The organism is Ignatzschineria cameli (assembly GCF_003121895.1).
Classification (GTDB): Bacteria; Pseudomonadota; Gammaproteobacteria; order Cardiobacteriales; family Wohlfahrtiimonadaceae; genus Ignatzschineria; species Ignatzschineria cameli.
In genome coordinates, this window is the sequence record NZ_QEWW01000001.1 from 149,257 (window position 1) to 165,174 (window position 15,918).

The 15,918-nt window shown below is 41.2% G+C and carries 10 protein-coding genes; 5 read left to right on the forward strand and 5 right to left on the reverse strand.

The window, feature by feature from the left end; translation table 11 throughout:
- The first annotated feature begins 297 nt into the window (after positions 1 to 297).
- The gene (locus tag DC077_RS00570) at positions 298 to 1,503 is read left to right on the forward strand and encodes a multidrug effflux MFS transporter (protein WP_109201382.1); all 1,206 of its coding nucleotides are present in this window, start codon (positions 298 to 300) and stop codon (positions 1,501 to 1,503) included.
- A gap of 223 nt (positions 1,504 to 1,726) precedes the next feature.
- Here the strand turns inward: DC077_RS00570 and dnaJ are convergent, their stop codons facing one another.
- From dnaJ to DC077_RS00595, 5 genes are all read right to left on the reverse strand, one after another.
- Positions 1,727 to 2,866: a molecular chaperone DnaJ gene (dnaJ, locus tag DC077_RS00575; RefSeq protein ID WP_109201383.1), complete on the reverse strand. Its 1,140-nt coding sequence runs from the start codon at positions 2,864 to 2,866 to the stop codon at positions 1,727 to 1,729.
- Positions 2,867 to 3,547: 681 nt separating this feature from the next.
- Positions 3,548 to 5,461: a molecular chaperone DnaK gene (dnaK, locus tag DC077_RS00580; protein ID WP_109201384.1), complete on the reverse strand. Its 1,914-nt coding sequence runs from the start codon at positions 5,459 to 5,461 to the stop codon at positions 3,548 to 3,550.
- A gap of 552 nt (positions 5,462 to 6,013) precedes the next feature.
- Positions 6,014 to 6,757, reverse strand: a complete 744-nt coding sequence (locus tag DC077_RS00585; protein WP_109201385.1) for a YggS family pyridoxal phosphate-dependent enzyme — start codon at positions 6,755 to 6,757, stop codon at positions 6,014 to 6,016.
- A gap of 17 nt (positions 6,758 to 6,774) precedes the next feature.
- Entirely contained in the window at positions 6,775 to 8,151 is a 1,377-nt protein-coding gene (locus DC077_RS00590; RefSeq protein WP_109201386.1) for a sigma-54-dependent transcriptional regulator, read from the reverse strand.
- A gap of 230 nt (positions 8,152 to 8,381) precedes the next feature.
- Positions 8,382 to 10,886, reverse strand: coding sequence for a DNA topoisomerase I (locus DC077_RS00595; protein WP_109201387.1), 2,505 nt, complete (start codon positions 10,884 to 10,886; stop codon positions 8,382 to 8,384).
- 449 nt (positions 10,887 to 11,335) lie between these two features.
- Here DC077_RS00595 and DC077_RS00600 point away from each other — a divergent pair, with 449 nt between their 5' ends.
- From DC077_RS00600 to ccoN, 4 genes are all read left to right on the forward strand, one after another.
- Positions 11,336 to 11,710, forward strand: coding sequence for a diacylglycerol kinase (locus DC077_RS00600; RefSeq protein ID WP_109201388.1), 375 nt, complete (start codon positions 11,336 to 11,338; stop codon positions 11,708 to 11,710).
- A 184-nt stretch (positions 11,711 to 11,894) separates the two neighbouring features.
- Positions 11,895 to 12,914, forward strand: a complete 1,020-nt coding sequence (tsaD, locus tag DC077_RS00605) for a tRNA (adenosine(37)-N6)-threonylcarbamoyltransferase complex transferase subunit TsaD (protein WP_109201389.1) — start codon at positions 11,895 to 11,897, stop codon at positions 12,912 to 12,914.
- 4 nt (positions 12,915 to 12,918) lie between these two features.
- On the forward strand, positions 12,919 to 14,277 hold the full coding sequence (locus DC077_RS00610; protein WP_109201390.1) for a deoxyguanosinetriphosphate triphosphohydrolase: 1,359 nt from the start codon (positions 12,919 to 12,921) through the stop codon (positions 14,275 to 14,277).
- A gap of 170 nt (positions 14,278 to 14,447) precedes the next feature.
- Positions 14,448 to 15,905, forward strand: a complete 1,458-nt coding sequence (ccoN, locus tag DC077_RS00615) for a cytochrome-c oxidase, cbb3-type subunit I (RefSeq protein WP_109201391.1) — start codon at positions 14,448 to 14,450, stop codon at positions 15,903 to 15,905.
- The last annotated feature ends 13 nt before the right edge of the window (positions 15,906 to 15,918 follow it).

Consider the following 15,918-nt stretch of genomic DNA (forward strand, 5'->3'; position numbering starts at 1 on the left):
CATTTTACGATAGGGGAGATTTGGTATCTTGTTACAACTGCTCAGTTGAAATATAAGCTTCCTATTTTAGCGTATCTCACTTGATATTGATAATGAATTCATAGGTAAGATCTCGGTAGAGGGAAGAGAGCACTATTTTCGATGCATTATTCTCGGAAAGATCTCAATTGATAGTGGGTGTGATATAATTCTCATTCTCAATAACGCTCTAAAGAGAGATGAGTCAATCGATTACAGCTGATGTTTTATACTGATATTTTATAAACTAGACACTCTAAGATAGGTAGATCAATATTTATGGTTCTCTATACTCCTAAAAAACTTCCCGGTGTGCCATTGCTTGTCATTATTATTACATTGATGGGCGCATTTGCACCGATGTCTATCGATCTCTATCTGCCGGCATTTTTGCAGATTCAGGAGGGTTTTGGTACGACAGACGCAGAGGTGAAAAAGACCTTAACACTCTTTCTCTTAGGTCTCTGTGTTGGAATGATGTTTTATGGGCCGCTTTCTGATAAATATGGGCGGCGTAATATTATTCTAATTGGTGCTGTGATCTACTCAGTCACAAGTATTTTAAGCACTTTTGTCTCTCAAATTGAGGGATTACAGGCTTTACGTCTGATTCAGGCAATTGGTGCTGGGGCTTGTATGGTGGTAGGACGTGCGGTTATTCGTGATGTCTTTAAGGGGAAAGAGGTTGCCGTAATGATGTCGGTGGTGCAGGTTATTATGATGATCGCGCCGTTACTTGCTCCTTTAATCGGGGTAGCCGTTCTCTATATTTTTAAGAGCTGGCAAGCACTCTTTTGGGTTTTAACCTTTTTTGGGAGCGCTGCATTCTTTTTAACTTTCTTCTTTCTGCCGGAGACCTATCATAAAGAGGATCGCCCTGATATTAGTATTGCGCAGACTTTTAAAAATTATCTTCTAATATTAAAAGATCGTCGCTCTTTGGGAGCAATGTTAGGTTGTGCTTTACCGGCGGGTGTTGTTTTTGCATATGTCACCGGCTCTTCCTATCTCTATCAGGCGCAATATGGATTAAGTGAGTTTCATTTTAGTCTTCTATTTGGGCTCAATATTGTAGGCGTGATCGTGAGTGCGCTTCTCAATATCTTATGCTTAAAACGTTTTAATGTGATTACCCTGATTCTTTTTGGGCTGATTTGGATCAGTCTTGCCGGCATTATTATGCTACTTTGGGGTGATCAGTCGTTGATCGGTTTCTTTCTCTCCACTTTTCTTTTGATGTGTGTTTCGGGCTTTATTGGTAATAATATTGTTTCGCAAATTATTGAACTCAACTATCATCGAGCAGGGGCAGCAATGGCGCTCAATTCTGCAACTCAATTTTTTGTGGGAGCCATTGCCAGCTATATCGTTACTCATCATCAGGAGCTTTTAACTGTGGTGATGGGGATCTCAGGAATTTCGGGAGCGATCGCCTATTTCCTTCTCTATCAACCTTGGCGTGAGGTTAGGGCAGAAGTTATGTAATACTGTAATATGATTGATGCAGAATTGATCATTAGCAATAGCTATAAAAAAACTAATAAAAAGTTAAGAAAAGAATCCATAAAAGCGCCCAGAGAGGATAACCTCTTTGGGCGCTTTTAAATTTAGGATTTTGTATGAAGATGCTAGCTTAAAATGCTAGTAGGTTCATTATCTTATCGCATCTTTCATCGCTTTAATGGCCTTGAAGTGCGAACCAATGATTTTACTTACCTAAATCTTCGAAAAAACGTTTTGCTTTATCTAACCAGCTATTTTGCTTCGGTGCATGATTTTCACCTAACGTCTCTCCAAATTTACGTAACATCTCTTGCTGCTCACTACTGAGCTTTACCGGGGTTTCCACTTTAATGGTGCAGTAGAGATCACCTTGCGCGCCACCTCGAACTGGTTTTACACCTTTACCACGCAATCTAAAGACGCGATCTGTTTGGGTTTCTGCCGGAATCTTTAAGTTAACGCGACCATCGAGTGTGGGGACCTCAATTTCACCCCCTAACGCAGCAGTTGTAAAGCTTACAGGAACTTCGCAATAGAGGTTCTCATCTTCACGGGTAAAGATCGCATGCTTTTTCACGCGGATCTGAACATAGAGATCACCATTAGGGCCACCATTTTCGCCCGCTTCTCCTTCACCTGAGAGGCGAATTCTATCGCCGGTATCCACACCTGCCGGTACTTTCACTTCAAGCGTTTTGTTTTTACGAATGCTACCGCTACCATGGCAATGTTTACATGGATTGGTAATCTTCTTCCCGCGACCATGACAATCAGGGCAGGTCTGCTGTACAGAGAAGAAACCTTGCGAGACACGAACTTGCCCTAAACCATGACAGGTTGTACAGGTAACAGGTTCTGATCCCTCAGCGGCGCCGGTACCATTACAGTAATGGCAGTGAACCTTTGTAGGGACGGTAATTCTGGTTGTTGTTCCAAAAACTGCTTCTTCTAAGGTAATATCGAGCTGATAGCCGATATCTTCACCTCGATAAGCGCGAGGGCCACTCTGGGCACCGCCACGATTGCCGAAGATATCACCAAACATATCGCCGAAGATATCACCAAAATCTGCGCCACCAAAGCCTCCGAAACCGCCTTGTCCGCCACCGGCTTGACCATTAACGCCGGCGTGACCAAATTGGTCATACATTTTTCGCTTCTCTTCATCGTAGAGAACTTCGTATGCTTTCTGGACCTCTTTAAATTTTGCTTCTGCTTCTTCTTTATTGTCAGCATTACGATCTGGATGATATTTTCCAGCAAGTCTTCTGTAAGCTTTACGGATCTCATCTTGTGTCGCCGTTTTTGCTACGCCTAAGACCTCATAATAATCGCGTTCCGCCATATATGCTTATTCCTTAATCTTAATTTTATATCGTTAACTCTAATAACTCTTATCTATCGTTCTAATCTCTATATTTTCTATCTTTTTTATCTTTTTAATGTTATTTCATTTATCATTTATTTTGTGAGTGATGATGAGGGGTTAATTGATGGATCACTATCAATCACCTAAATATCAATTGCTTAAATATCAATTAATTAAAGTCAATTTCATCAAAATCAATTCATTAAACAGATTATCAATAAAGATTGTGGTGCTTATTCATGTATTAGTTTGACATTGGGTCGAAGGGGTGAGTATTTGCTTCAGCCTCTTCGAATGCTACGATCTGTTTTATCTCCTTGTCTCTGCCTTTTGTTATCTCTTCAATTTTGATCAAGAGAATCAATGGTTGAGAGGGTAGAGAAAGTTAAGATTGTTTAAGATCGTAAGAAAGAAGCAACATTTCACTAATGAATTAAGCTCAGATAAATCATGATTGATAAGATGTTTACAATGATATCGTCGTTTTGAACAACAGCTTTGACTTATCGCCGTTGATAAAGTTTGTAGGTAAAACCCTACTGAAAATATGATTTTATTCCGATTCCGATTCCGATTCTGATCTTGCTCGCTTAAACTTTAAAAGAGGATACCTCTTTCGAGGTATCCTTTCATAGTATGACTTAGGATTAAGAAAGATTACTTCTTATCGCCTTTATCATCTTTAACTTCTTCAAACTCAGCATCAACAACATTGTCATCTTTAGCTTCTTGACCTTCTGCTGTTTCGCCCTGTTCTGCGTAAGCTTTTTGTGCCAATGCGCCTGCAAGCTCTGTTAACTTTTCAGTTTTTGCATTGATATCGGCAAGATCATTACCTTTCACTGCCTCTTTAAGCTCTTCAATGGCAGCTTCAATTGCTGTTTTTTCAGATTCTTCTACTTTGTCTGCCAAATCTTTGAGAGATTTTTCAGAAGCGTGAATCATCTGTTCCGCCATGTTACGCGCAGAGACGAGTTCTTGGAACTTCTTGTCATCTTCAGCATGCTTTTCTGCATCTTTGATCATCTTCTCAATGTCAGCTTCAGAGAGACCGGAGTTCGAACGGATTTGGATCGATTGCTCTTTACCAGTCGCTTTATCTTTCGCAGAAACATTCATAATACCATCTGAGTCGATATCAAATGTAACTTCGATCTGTGGTACACCGCGTGGCGCTGGAGGAATGTCTGAGAGATCAAATTGACCTAAAGAGTGGTTCTCTGATGCTTGTGGACGCTCACCTTGTAACACATGGATGGTTACCGCAGGTTGATTGTCCTGTGCTGTTGAGAATACTTGGCTCGCCTTTGTTGGGATCGTTGTATTCTTCTCGATCAATTTTGTCATCACGCCACCCATAGTCTCGATACCGAGTGAGAGTGGAGTTACGTCAAGAAGAAGAACATCTTTAACATCGCCTCCTAAGACGCCCCCTTGTACTGCTGCACCAGAAGCAACTGCTTCATCAGGGTTAACATCGTGGCGCGGCTCTTTACCAAAGAACTCTTTAACTTTCTCTTGCACTTTAGGCATACGAGTTTGACCACCTACAAGGATCACATCATCGATCTGGCTTGCAGAAAGACCGGCATCTTTAAGAGCAATACGGCAAGGCTCTAATGTACGATCGATGAGATCTTCTACTAATGCTTCAAGTTTTGCACGAGTCATCTTGATATTAAGATGTTTTGGCCCTGTATTATCTGCTGTGATGTAAGGAAGGTTGATCTCTGTCTGTTGTGCAGAGGAGAGTTCAATTTTCGCTTTTTCACCGGCATCTTTAAGACGTTGTAACGCTAAAGGATCATTTTGTAGATCGATACCTGTCTCTTTCTTAAACTCTTCTACAAGGTAGTTGATAATTGCGTTGTCAAAGTCTTCACCACCGAGGAAAGTATCACCGTTAGTTGAGAGTACTTCAAACTGTTTATCACCATCAAAGTCTGCAATTTCGATGATGGAGATATCAAATGTACCCCCTCCTAAGTCGAAGACGGCAACTTTCTTCTCACCTTTAGAATCTTTATCAAGACCATAAGCAAGTGCAGCTGCTGTTGGCTCATTGATAATGCGTTTTACATCAAGACCTGCAATTTTACCCGCATCTTTTGTTGCTTGACGTTGCGCATCATTGAAGTAAGCCGGAACAGTAATTACTGCTTCAGTTACTTTTTCACCAAGATATTTCTCGGCAGTCTCTTTCATCTTCATTAAGACACGTGCAGAAACTTCTGGTGGCGCCATTTTTTGATTATCTAAAACTTCTACCCAAGCATCACCATTATCGGCTTTGATAATGGAGAAGGGAACAATCTCACGATCTTTTTGAACTTCTGGGTCTTCAAAGCGACGACCGATAAGACGTTTGATTGCGTAGAGTGTATTTTTAGGGTTTGTAATTGCCTGACGTTTTGCTGGCTCACCTGTTAAAACTTCATCAGGTGTATAGGCAACGATAGAGGGGGTAGTGCGATCACCTTCTGCGTTCTCAATAACGCGCACTTTATCGCCTTCCATTACGGCAACACATGAGTTAGTTGTACCTAAGTCAATACCAATAATTTTAGCCATTATTTATTTCCTTTATTGTTACTTTTTATTGAATGTTTTATTGAATAATTATTGATTGAGTAATCATGAATAGATAGTGTCATAATTTCTTACAATCTGGAGTAAGGCATCAAGAGTTATTAAATGTCATTAATAACTATCAGTAGCTATCAATAGTTATTAATAATTGTTAAAGCGATCTGCAGGGATCTACAACAATATCATCTAGAAGTGATCTCAAAGGTTTTCAAAGTGATTCCACGATAATTTGAGTAGTCATTTGAATACCTTTTAGATGCAACCTAAAACCATAAGCTTAAAACTATAATTAAAACTATAATTAAAGCTATAAGCTATTTGAGACATTTAAACTTTTTGTAGCCTATCTCATTCTCTGAGTACAATATGGGAACGAATTTTCAGACTTCAAGCTCTTTTTTAAATTTTTCTTAAACTTTATTTTTAAATTTGCTAAGAACTCGTAGTAGTGGGCTTTTAACCCTCTTTCATCTCTTTGGATTTCTCGGTGCTTTTCTCTTTTTTAAATCATGTATTGATTTAGAGAGGTTCGATTTAGAAAGATTTTCTTGCACCGAAGATATCACTTCCGATACGAATAATAGTGGCTCCCTCTTCAATTGCAAGTTCGAGATCTCCACTCATCCCCATTGAGAGCGTCTTTGCGTGAGGTGGAAGTAAGCCAGCATCGCGCATCTCTTCACTAAGTTGACGTAATGCTGCAAAACCAGTGCGAACAACTTCAGGATCATTCGATTGTTTTCCAATGGTCATTAAGCCGCGAACCTGTAGATGGCTAAAAGTGGCGATCTCTTCTAAAAAGGGGGCGAGTTGTTTGGGAAGTAAGCCCTGTTTATTGGGGTCAAGTGAGCTATTGACTTGCACTAAAATAGCCATATTTTTATTGAAGTTTTGAGCCGCTCGATCGATGCGTCGAGCAATTCTAATGCGATCAACACTCTGGATGCAATCTGCATAAGCTACAACTTCATTCACCTTATTTCCCTGCAAGGGGCCGATAAAGTGGGTCTCCCTTACGGTTTTGAAGGGAATATCGATTCTTTTTAGAAGATGAGGCACTTTTTCTACAAGTTCTTGTGCTCTATTCTCTCCAATAAGTCCATATCCAAGAGCAATTGCGTTATTGATGATATCGATAGGCTGCTGTTTAGTTGCAAGTAGAAGAGAGATCTCATTAGGATCTCTCTGAGCACGCTTTGCAGCGGACTCTATCCGCTGACAAACCTTCTCAATATTGGAAATGAGTTTTGAATTGTTGATTTGATCTTCAAGTGTCATATCTGTTCTCCTTCCGATTAGTAACCCTTTTTAGGATCGATATCGAGAGATTTCAGTTTACGATAGAGATTAGTTCTCTCCATGCCAACTAACTCAGCAAGATTTGCAATATTCCCCTCAGATCGCTCATATTGAGCGATTAGATAAGCTCTTTCAAACTGTTCACGCGCCTCTCTTAAGGGGAGATGCAATGGTAGGTGATCAGTTAAATTGGTGAGATTGCTGCTATTTTTAAGATCTTGCTCGAGCGCCTGATTCACCTCATCTAATGTCACTTCATCACTTTTTCCTAAAACAAGTAGACGTTGAATAATATTTTTAAGGGCAAGATGATTTCCGCTCCATTGATGATTGCGTAGTCTATTTTGAGCCGCAATGGAGAAGTGGCGGTAGGTTAGCCCTTTATCATCAACAAAATAGTGGATATAGGCATTTACTAACTCAGGAACATCTTCAGGATGCTCGGCAAGGGAGGGGATTTCAATAAGAACGACATTGATTTGATGCCAGAGGGGTTCGAGGAAATCGCCACTCTCTACAAGTGAGAGTAAGCCGGGTTGTGCTGAGAAGATATAGCGAATATTAGTGGGGGTAATTGCCCCTGTTTTTGGGTGAATATAGGACTTTGTTTGAATTAAGTCATAGATCAGTTTTTGTGCTCGGTCATCGGCCTGCTCTAAATTACTGAGATAGAGGGTGCCACCATCGATCGACTGCAATAGCTGTGATCGTTTTTCAGCATTTTCAATGAGTTCCTTAACCTCATTTAAGCTCAGAGAGTTAAAGCTTAATTCTAAAAAGGGCGCTTGTTTTCTACGTGATGAGGTGTGGATATAGCTTGCAATACCGGCAACTTCGGAGCCAAAAGTATGGAGTAAGAGAACATTGGTATCTGATTTAGCCGCCTCGATCAGTTTCTCCCTTAAAGTGACCATCAGTTGACTTCTTCCAATGGGTTCAAAAGGAGGAATTGAGGGGGGGGCGCTTTGACGATTTTCTGTTTGCGGTGAGTGGGTTTTGGCCTCTTCCAAGGTTTTTTCAACCACTAAGAGTAGCTTTGCTAATGTCAAAGGTTTTTCAAGAAAATCGACCGCCCCTAACTTTGTCGCCTCAATTGCATGCTCTAGAGTGCCGTGACCGCTCATCATAATAACAGGGCAGTGTAACTCATTGTTATTACGCCATTCACCTAAGAGGGAGATTCCATCTATATCGGGCATCCAGATATCAAGAAGAATAAGATCGGGCTCGCGCTCTGTTTTTAGGGCTTTTGCTTCTGTGCCATTATAGGCCATAGCAACCTCGTAGCCCTCATCTTGCAGAATATCACTAACAAGGTTACAGATATCTTTTTCATCATCAATAATTAGGATATAAGGCTTTTCTTGTGACATAGTGAATTGACTCTCTCTTATAAAATTAGGGTAGGGAAAATGGAGATAGGAAGAGTAATACACTCTTTTAAGAGCGTATTGATCCTCTGTTATCCTCTATTATAGAGTTCATTTTATCAACAAAGAGTAAAAAGGGGTGTCTTTAACCACCCCTTTTGTAAGATTCACCTCTATGCTATCGCTATTTTAATAGTGTGATAGAGGTATTGTTGAGAGTTATTTGAGGGTAATTACACCTCGCTACTCTCCTTAGTACTACTCTTTTTGCTACTGCTCTTCTTTGTTGTTGTGCTCTTCTTGGCTGTGGTGCTTTTTGTTGCTGTACTCTTTTTTGTAGGACTCTTTTTGGTCGTGCTTTTTTTAGTGGCTGTTTTTTTAGTTTCAGCTTTTTCATCTGCAGCCTTTTTAGTGCTACTCTTCTTTGTTGCCGCTTTTCGGCGACCTTTTGCAGGGGCTTTAGCGAGGAGCTCTTTACACTCTTCAAGTGTTAAAAGGGCAGGATCACTCTCTTTAGGAACTTTGGCATTTTTGGTGCCATCTGTGATGTAAGGCCCATATCGGCCATTAATGACTTCGATCGTGATATCCCCATCTTGAAATGAGTTGATAAACTTAGCAGCTTCTGCCGCTTTATGAGCTTCAACAATCTCTATTGCACGCTCAAAAGAGACGCTATATGGGTCATCCTCTTTTAGAGAGACAAACTTACGAGGACCATATTGAATATAGGGCCCAAAGCGACCAATATTTGCACGAATATCATAACCATCTTCACCTTGCCCTAAGATACGGGGGAGGCGGAAGAGTGCCATAGCCTCCTCGAAAGTGATAGTGTCGATACTCTGTCCCGGTAATAGTGAAGCAAAGCGAGGCTTCTCTTCATCATCTTTATCACCGATCTGAGCAAAGGGTCCATAGCGACCAATTCTTACAGAGACCGGTTTTCCTGTTTTAGGATCTTCCCCTAACACTTTAGCTTGAGCAACTTCAGCTCGCGTGACATTCTCTTCAACATGATTGCATTGAGCAATAAATGGGGTCCAAAATTCTTCAAGAAGTGGAATCCAAGCTTTTTCACCATTTGCCACTTCATCGAGGTTATCTTCCATTAGCGCGGTAAATTCATAATCAACAATTCGTCTAAATTCCGAGGAGAGGAAGCGTGCGACAATTTTTCCCATATCAGTAGGAATAAAGCGACGATTGTCAAGGATGACATACTCTCGATTTTGTAAGGTTGAAATAATAGAGGCATAAGTTGATGGGCGACCGATCCCAAATTCTTCGAGAGATTTTACCAATGAAGCCTCAGTGTAGCGTGGTGGTGGCTCAGTAAAATGTTGATTAGGCTTGATCTCAGTCAGGTCGATCACTTCACCAACAGCCATCTCGGGAAGAATCTTATCCTCCTCTTTCTGCTCTTCTTTCTCATCATCAACATCTTCAAGATAGAGGCTCATAAACCCTGGAAAAGCGATCGTTGAACCGGTTACGCGAAATGTATGCAATCCTTTCTCCCCTAAATCGATAGAGGTTGTATTCATAATTGCAGATTCCATCTGTGATGCGATGGCGCGCTTCCAGATCAGCTCATAGAGACGATATTGATCTGAAGATAGATGCTCTTTAACAGACTCAGGGGTTCTAAAGACAGAGGTTGGACGGATCGCCTCATGCGCTTCCTGCGCATTTTTTGCCTTTGTTTTATACTCTCGAGGTGCCTTAGGGAGATACTCATCTCCATGTTTACTTTTGATGTAGCGACGAATATCTTCGAGCGCTTCATTAGAGAGGGTAACGGAGTCTGTACGCATATAGGTAATCAGACCGATGGTTTCAGCCCCTAAGTTAATCCCTTCATAGAGATCTTGTGCTGTTCGCATTGTTCGGGTTGTGCTAAATCGTAATTTTCGCGATGCTTCCTGCTGTAAGGTTGAGGTTGTAAATGGGGCAGCGGGATTACGACGACGCTGTTTCTTTTCAACATTATAGACAGGAATCTTGCTATCAAATGCTTTTTCAAGTGTTGCTTTAGCTGCCTCGGCACTCTTTTTATCCGTAATGGTAAATTGCTCAACTTTTTCACCCTGATACTCAATCAATTTACCAGAGAAGGTTGAGCTCTCTTTGGCAAGATCGGCAAAGATAGACCAATATTCTTGAGAGACGAATGCATTGATCTCATCTTCTCTTTCAACAATTAACCTTAATGCCGGTGATTGCACCCGTCCGGCTGAGAGGCCAGGGTTGATTTTCTTCCAAAGGAGAGGGGAGAGATTAAAGCCGACAAGATAATCGAGTGCGGTGCGGGCCTGTTGCGCTTCTACTAGGTCCATGTCGATCTGTCTTGGATGAGCTACGGCATATTGAACCGCACTTTTAGTGATCTCATTGAAAACAACGCGGGTAATGTTTTTCCCTGTTAAGGCGCGTTTACTCTTTAAGTATTCTAAAATATGCCAAGAGATCGCCTCACCCTCTCTATCGGGGTCCGTTGCAAGCATAAGATTATCTGCATCTTTCAATGCTTTTTCAATGGCAGATAGATGCTTTTTATTTTGGGGGATCACTTCATATTTCATCGCAAAATTATTATCGGGATCAACAGAACCAGTTTTGCGAACTAATTGTCTTACGTGACCAAAAGAGGCAAGAACAGTAAAGTCCTTGCCTAGATATTTTTCAATTGTTTTCGCCTTTGCGGGCGATTCAACAATAACTAAAGATTTACTCATCTAATTTCTCAATTATCCTACGATTGTAACGTGTCTATATTTTATAGTTCAAAGTGGCACATATTTGCTACAATAACAAATTCAGATTTCTAAATTCAGATTTAAAACGAAGTAGTAGTTTGAGTAATTTAACTTAAGAATTCAAGCTATCGCTATAAATTAACCTAAAAAGCAGAATTGATATCAATATGTATTACGACCAGAAAAAAACAAAAAGATCTTTCAAGTGGCTCTATTTGATTCTTATTGTTGCCTTTGTTGTGTGGGTAATGCTCGATGATACTGATAAAGAGAGCGAAACAACACAGATTATTGAGGTTGAGTTGCCTCAATAGCCCCATCTATTATCGATAGCCTGATATCGATAGATCGATCTTGTGAGTTCGATCTTTTATAGGGGATTTTTATAGGGAATAGATCCAAATAAGTCGGTCAATAAAGGAATAATTATGACCCAAAAGATGAATAAGCCTGATCGAAAAGGGTTAGCTCGAATTGTGGCGGCAACAAGATACTCTATCAAAGGGCTGCAGGCCGCTTATCGTAATGAAGAGGCGATTCGTCAAGAGTTGTTGGCCGGGATTGTTGTTATTCCTATGGCTTTTGTTATTGCAGAGAATGGTGTGGAGTTAGCATTATTGTTAGGAAGTGCCATTTTGATCTTCTTAATGGAGCTTATAAATTCTGCGATTGAGTCAGTGGTTGATCGGATTAGCTTAGAGCATCACCCTCTTTCTGGGCAGGCAAAGGATATTGGATCGGCGCTTGTGATGGTGGCGCTCCTGCTCTTTGCTGTTGTTTGGCTAGCGATTCTCTTCTATTAACCCATTTATCGCTCTATTCTCTATTTGCTTTATTCTCTATTTTTAAAGAGTCTATTCTGATGTAGTAGATAGAGCAGAGATAGACACGAGAATAGAAGTAGAGATAGAAGTAGTGAGTGATATTTTAAAAATTTTAGAGTTAAAGATTTTAGGGGCTCCATTTTCATTTGAGTAGAGGCAAAAAGTGATTGTATTAGGAATAGAAAGTTCATGTGATGAGACAGGTGTTGCCATTTATGATGGGGCAGAGCAGAAGTTGCTAGCGCATCAACTTTACTCTCAGATCGCTCTTCATGCTCAATATGGTGGTGTTGTTCCGGAGTTGGCGTCAAGAGATCATATCCGTAAATTACCGCTACTAGTGAATGCAGCTATCGAAGAGGCAGGAATAAACCTGCAAGATTTAGAGGGCATTGCTTTTACAAGAGGTCCAGGCTTGATTGGAGCCTTGATGGTTGCCGCAACTTATGCGCAAGGGTTAGGGTTAGCGCTCGATATTCCGATCTTAGGGGTTAATCATATGGAGGCTCACCTTATGGCAGTAATGTTAGAAGAGCAGAAGCCAGAGTATCCATTTGTAACGCTTTTAGTCTCTGGTGGACATACACAGCTAGTTTTAGTGCGAGATTTTGGAAATTATGAACTTTTAGGAGAGAGTCTAGATGATGCTGTTGGAGAAGCTTTCGATAAGACAGCAAAGATTATGGGGCTCCCTTATCCAGGAGGGCCGGAGCTGGCTAAACTTGCTGAAGCGGGTGATCCATCTCGTTACCATTTTCCACGTCCGATGCTCAACAGACCTGGGTTAGAGTTTAGTTTTAGTGGTATCAAAACTAAGGCGTTACTAACAATAGAAGAGGCAACAGAAGCTGACTATCCCGATATTGCAGCAGCCTTTCAGGAAGCTTTAGTAGATACGTTGATCCAGAAATCTTTAAGAGCACTGAAGAGGACAGGTGCTAAAAATTTAGTTGTATCAGGTGGGGTCGGTGCTAATAAGCATCTTCGTTCTGAATTGAAGCGGTTGAGTGAAGAGAAGGGCTTTCAGGTCTATTTTCCTCGGTCTGAGTTCTGCACTGATAACGGTGCAATGGTTGCCTATCTAGGGTGTGAGCGGCTAAGTCGAGGGGAACAGAGTGAGAGCGTAAAACTGTTAGCAAGATGGCCGATCGACCAACTAACAGAGCGCGCCTCTAAGGAGTAGATCGATGGATCACTATCATCTTCGTTGGCGTGAGTTGCTTCCTCAAGATCGCTTAGGAGTTGAGGTAAAGCAGGGCGTTCAAAGTTATCGTACAGATTTTCAAAAAGATTTTGATCGTCTCATCTTTTCAGCTGCTTTTCGTCGATTGCAAGATAAGACTCAGGTCTTTCCTTTAGCGCAGACTGATTATGTTCGCACACGCTTAACCCATAGTTTGGAGGTTAGTAGTGTTTGTCGTAGCCTTGGCTCTCTTTTAGGTGAGCACTTAGAGCGTAATAATGCGCTATTTCAGATGACGCCGGCAGATCTAGGGGCAATTATGGCCGCTGGAGCTCTAGCTCATGATATTGGTAATCCACCCTTTGGGCACGCTGGAGAAGAGGCGATTAGTCGCTTTTTTCGTCGTAATAGTATTGGTCGCGATGTTTTAGCGCAGATGAAGCCGGAAGAGCAAGCAGATTTTTTAGCTTTTGAGGGAAATGCACAAGCATTTAGAGTTTTAACTAAGTTGCAAAACTCTACAAACCGTGGAGGCTTGCAGCTCTCAATTCCCGTTTTAGCTTCTATTTTAAAATATCCTTGTGCGAGCTTAAATAAGCCGATCGGTCCCAATATTGCTTTTAAGAAGTTTAACTACTTTCAATCGGAAAAATCGCTCTTTGCCGAGGTTGCAACTGCATCATCGATGATGCCACATCCAACAGTTGAAGGGGCTTGGTTTAGACATCCTCTAGCATATCTATTAGAGGCGGCGGACGATATTTGTTACCATTTAGTAGATTTAGAGGATGCTTATCGTTTAAGATTATTAGGAAGTGAGCAGGTTGCGCACTTTTTAGAGTCTGTTATTACTAGTACGACAAAATTACCTGAGCGGAAATTGAGTCGCTTTACAAGATCAAAAGATCGAGTTGAATACCTTAGGGCTTTTGCGATTGGCTTATTGATCGATCAAACCATAGCGGTTTTTATTGAGAATGAGGAAGCGATTTTAGAGGGGAGTTTTACTAAGAGCCTTTTAGATCTGATTCCGGCAACAGAAGCTCTTCAGGCGATAAAAGTCTACTCGCAGGAACATGTCTACCACTCTGATACTGTTTTAGAGGTGGGGATTGCAGGATTCAAAGTTTTAGAGACTCTCTTAGAGGCTTTTACCGAAGCGGTTGAGTTTGGTGAGAAGGGTGGGGCAAGAACGAAGATGTTATTGAAGTTTCTGCCGGATCAATTTTTTTGTGAAGAGCGGAGAATAAGTACCGATCCATATACGCGAGTACAGCAGGTGACAGACTTTGTCTCCGGAATGACGGATCGCTATGCGGTAAAAGTATTCAAAATGATTACGGGGGTTGATTTGCCTGTATAACTCTTGTTTAATATGCGCTGAACTGCGGATCTTGGCGCTTCTTGCTTTGATACTATTTATTATTGATAGATGTCAAGACACAACTGCTTGATTCTAGTAAGATGATGGCTCGAGTAACATTAGTATGGGATGCATTTTTAAAATGATGTTTGTTAAATTTTGGGGGAACTATGGGACAAAGTAAAAGTCTTCATGATCATTATGAGTACGGAGTAATCCGTGGGCTCGTAGTTAGTACTCTGTTTTTTGGAGCACTAGGATTATCTGCTGGACTTTGGGCGGCGTTAGAGCTGACCTGGCCAGTATTAAACTTTGATTTGCCAGGACTAACGTTCGGGCGCCTTAGACCTGTTCATACCACTTTAGTTATCTTTGGTATGGGGGGCTCTGCACTAATCGGTACATCTTTCTATGTTGTACAGAGAACTTGTCAGGTACGATTGGCATATCCGGTCTTGGCATATATTGTATGGATCGGTTGGACAGTGGTATTTACCCTAGTTCCGATCAGCTATATGATGGGGTACACTCAAGGTAAAGAGTATGCTGAATTTGAGTGGATCTTTGACTGGGCAGTAGCAGTTATCTGGTTAATGTATTTCTTCGTGTTTGTAATGACTGTATTACGTCGTAAACAGAAGCATATCTACGTAGCTAACTGGTTCTATCTTGCGTTCATCTTAGCGACAACGCTCCTTCACGTATTTAACAACATCTCGATTCCTGTATTTGGCGCAGAAGGTTTAAAATCATATAACGTATTTAGCGGTATGCAGGATGCTATGGTTCAATGGTGGTATGGACATAACGCTGTTGGATTTATCTTAACGGTTGCATTCCTTGGTATGATGTACTACTTCGTACCTAAAGAGGCGGGTCGTCCGATCTATTCATATCGCCTTTCAATCGTTCACTTCTGGGCATTAACATTCCTCTACATGTGGGCAGGTGCGCATCACTTACACTGGACTTCATTACCAGACTGGGTGAGCTCACTCTCTGCAACATTCTCAATTATTCTTCTTCTTCCTTCATGGGGTGGAATGATTAACGGTATCATGACCTTGTCAGGTGCATGGGATTCAATTCGTACCAATCCAATCATTCGCTTCATGGTTGTATCTCTCTCCTTCTACGGTATGAGTACATTTGAAGGACCATTAATGAGTCTTCGCTCTGTTAACGCACTCTCTCACTATACAGACTGGACAGTAGGTCACGTTCATGCTGGTGCTTTAGGTTGGGTTGCGATGATTACATTTGCGTCACTCTATCACATGGTTCCACGTGTATTTGGTGGTAAGATTTGGAGCGAGCGCATGATCTTTGCTCACTTCTGGTTAGCGACGATCGGAATTGTAATCTACATTGTTTCTTTATGGGTTGCAGGTATCGGTCAAGGTATGATGCTACGTGCATTTAACCCTGAGTATGGAACACTTGCATACGAATTTATTGAAACAGTTAAGTTTATGCATACTCCGTATATCTTCAGAGCAATTGGTGGTGGCATGTTCTTATTGGGTGCTGTTCTTATGATCATTAACTTTGTAATGACAATGATTGTAGGTACTCGTGCTCAAGCGGATAACAATGCGTTAATCCCTGATGCAAAAGCTCATGCGTAATTAGGAGAAAATT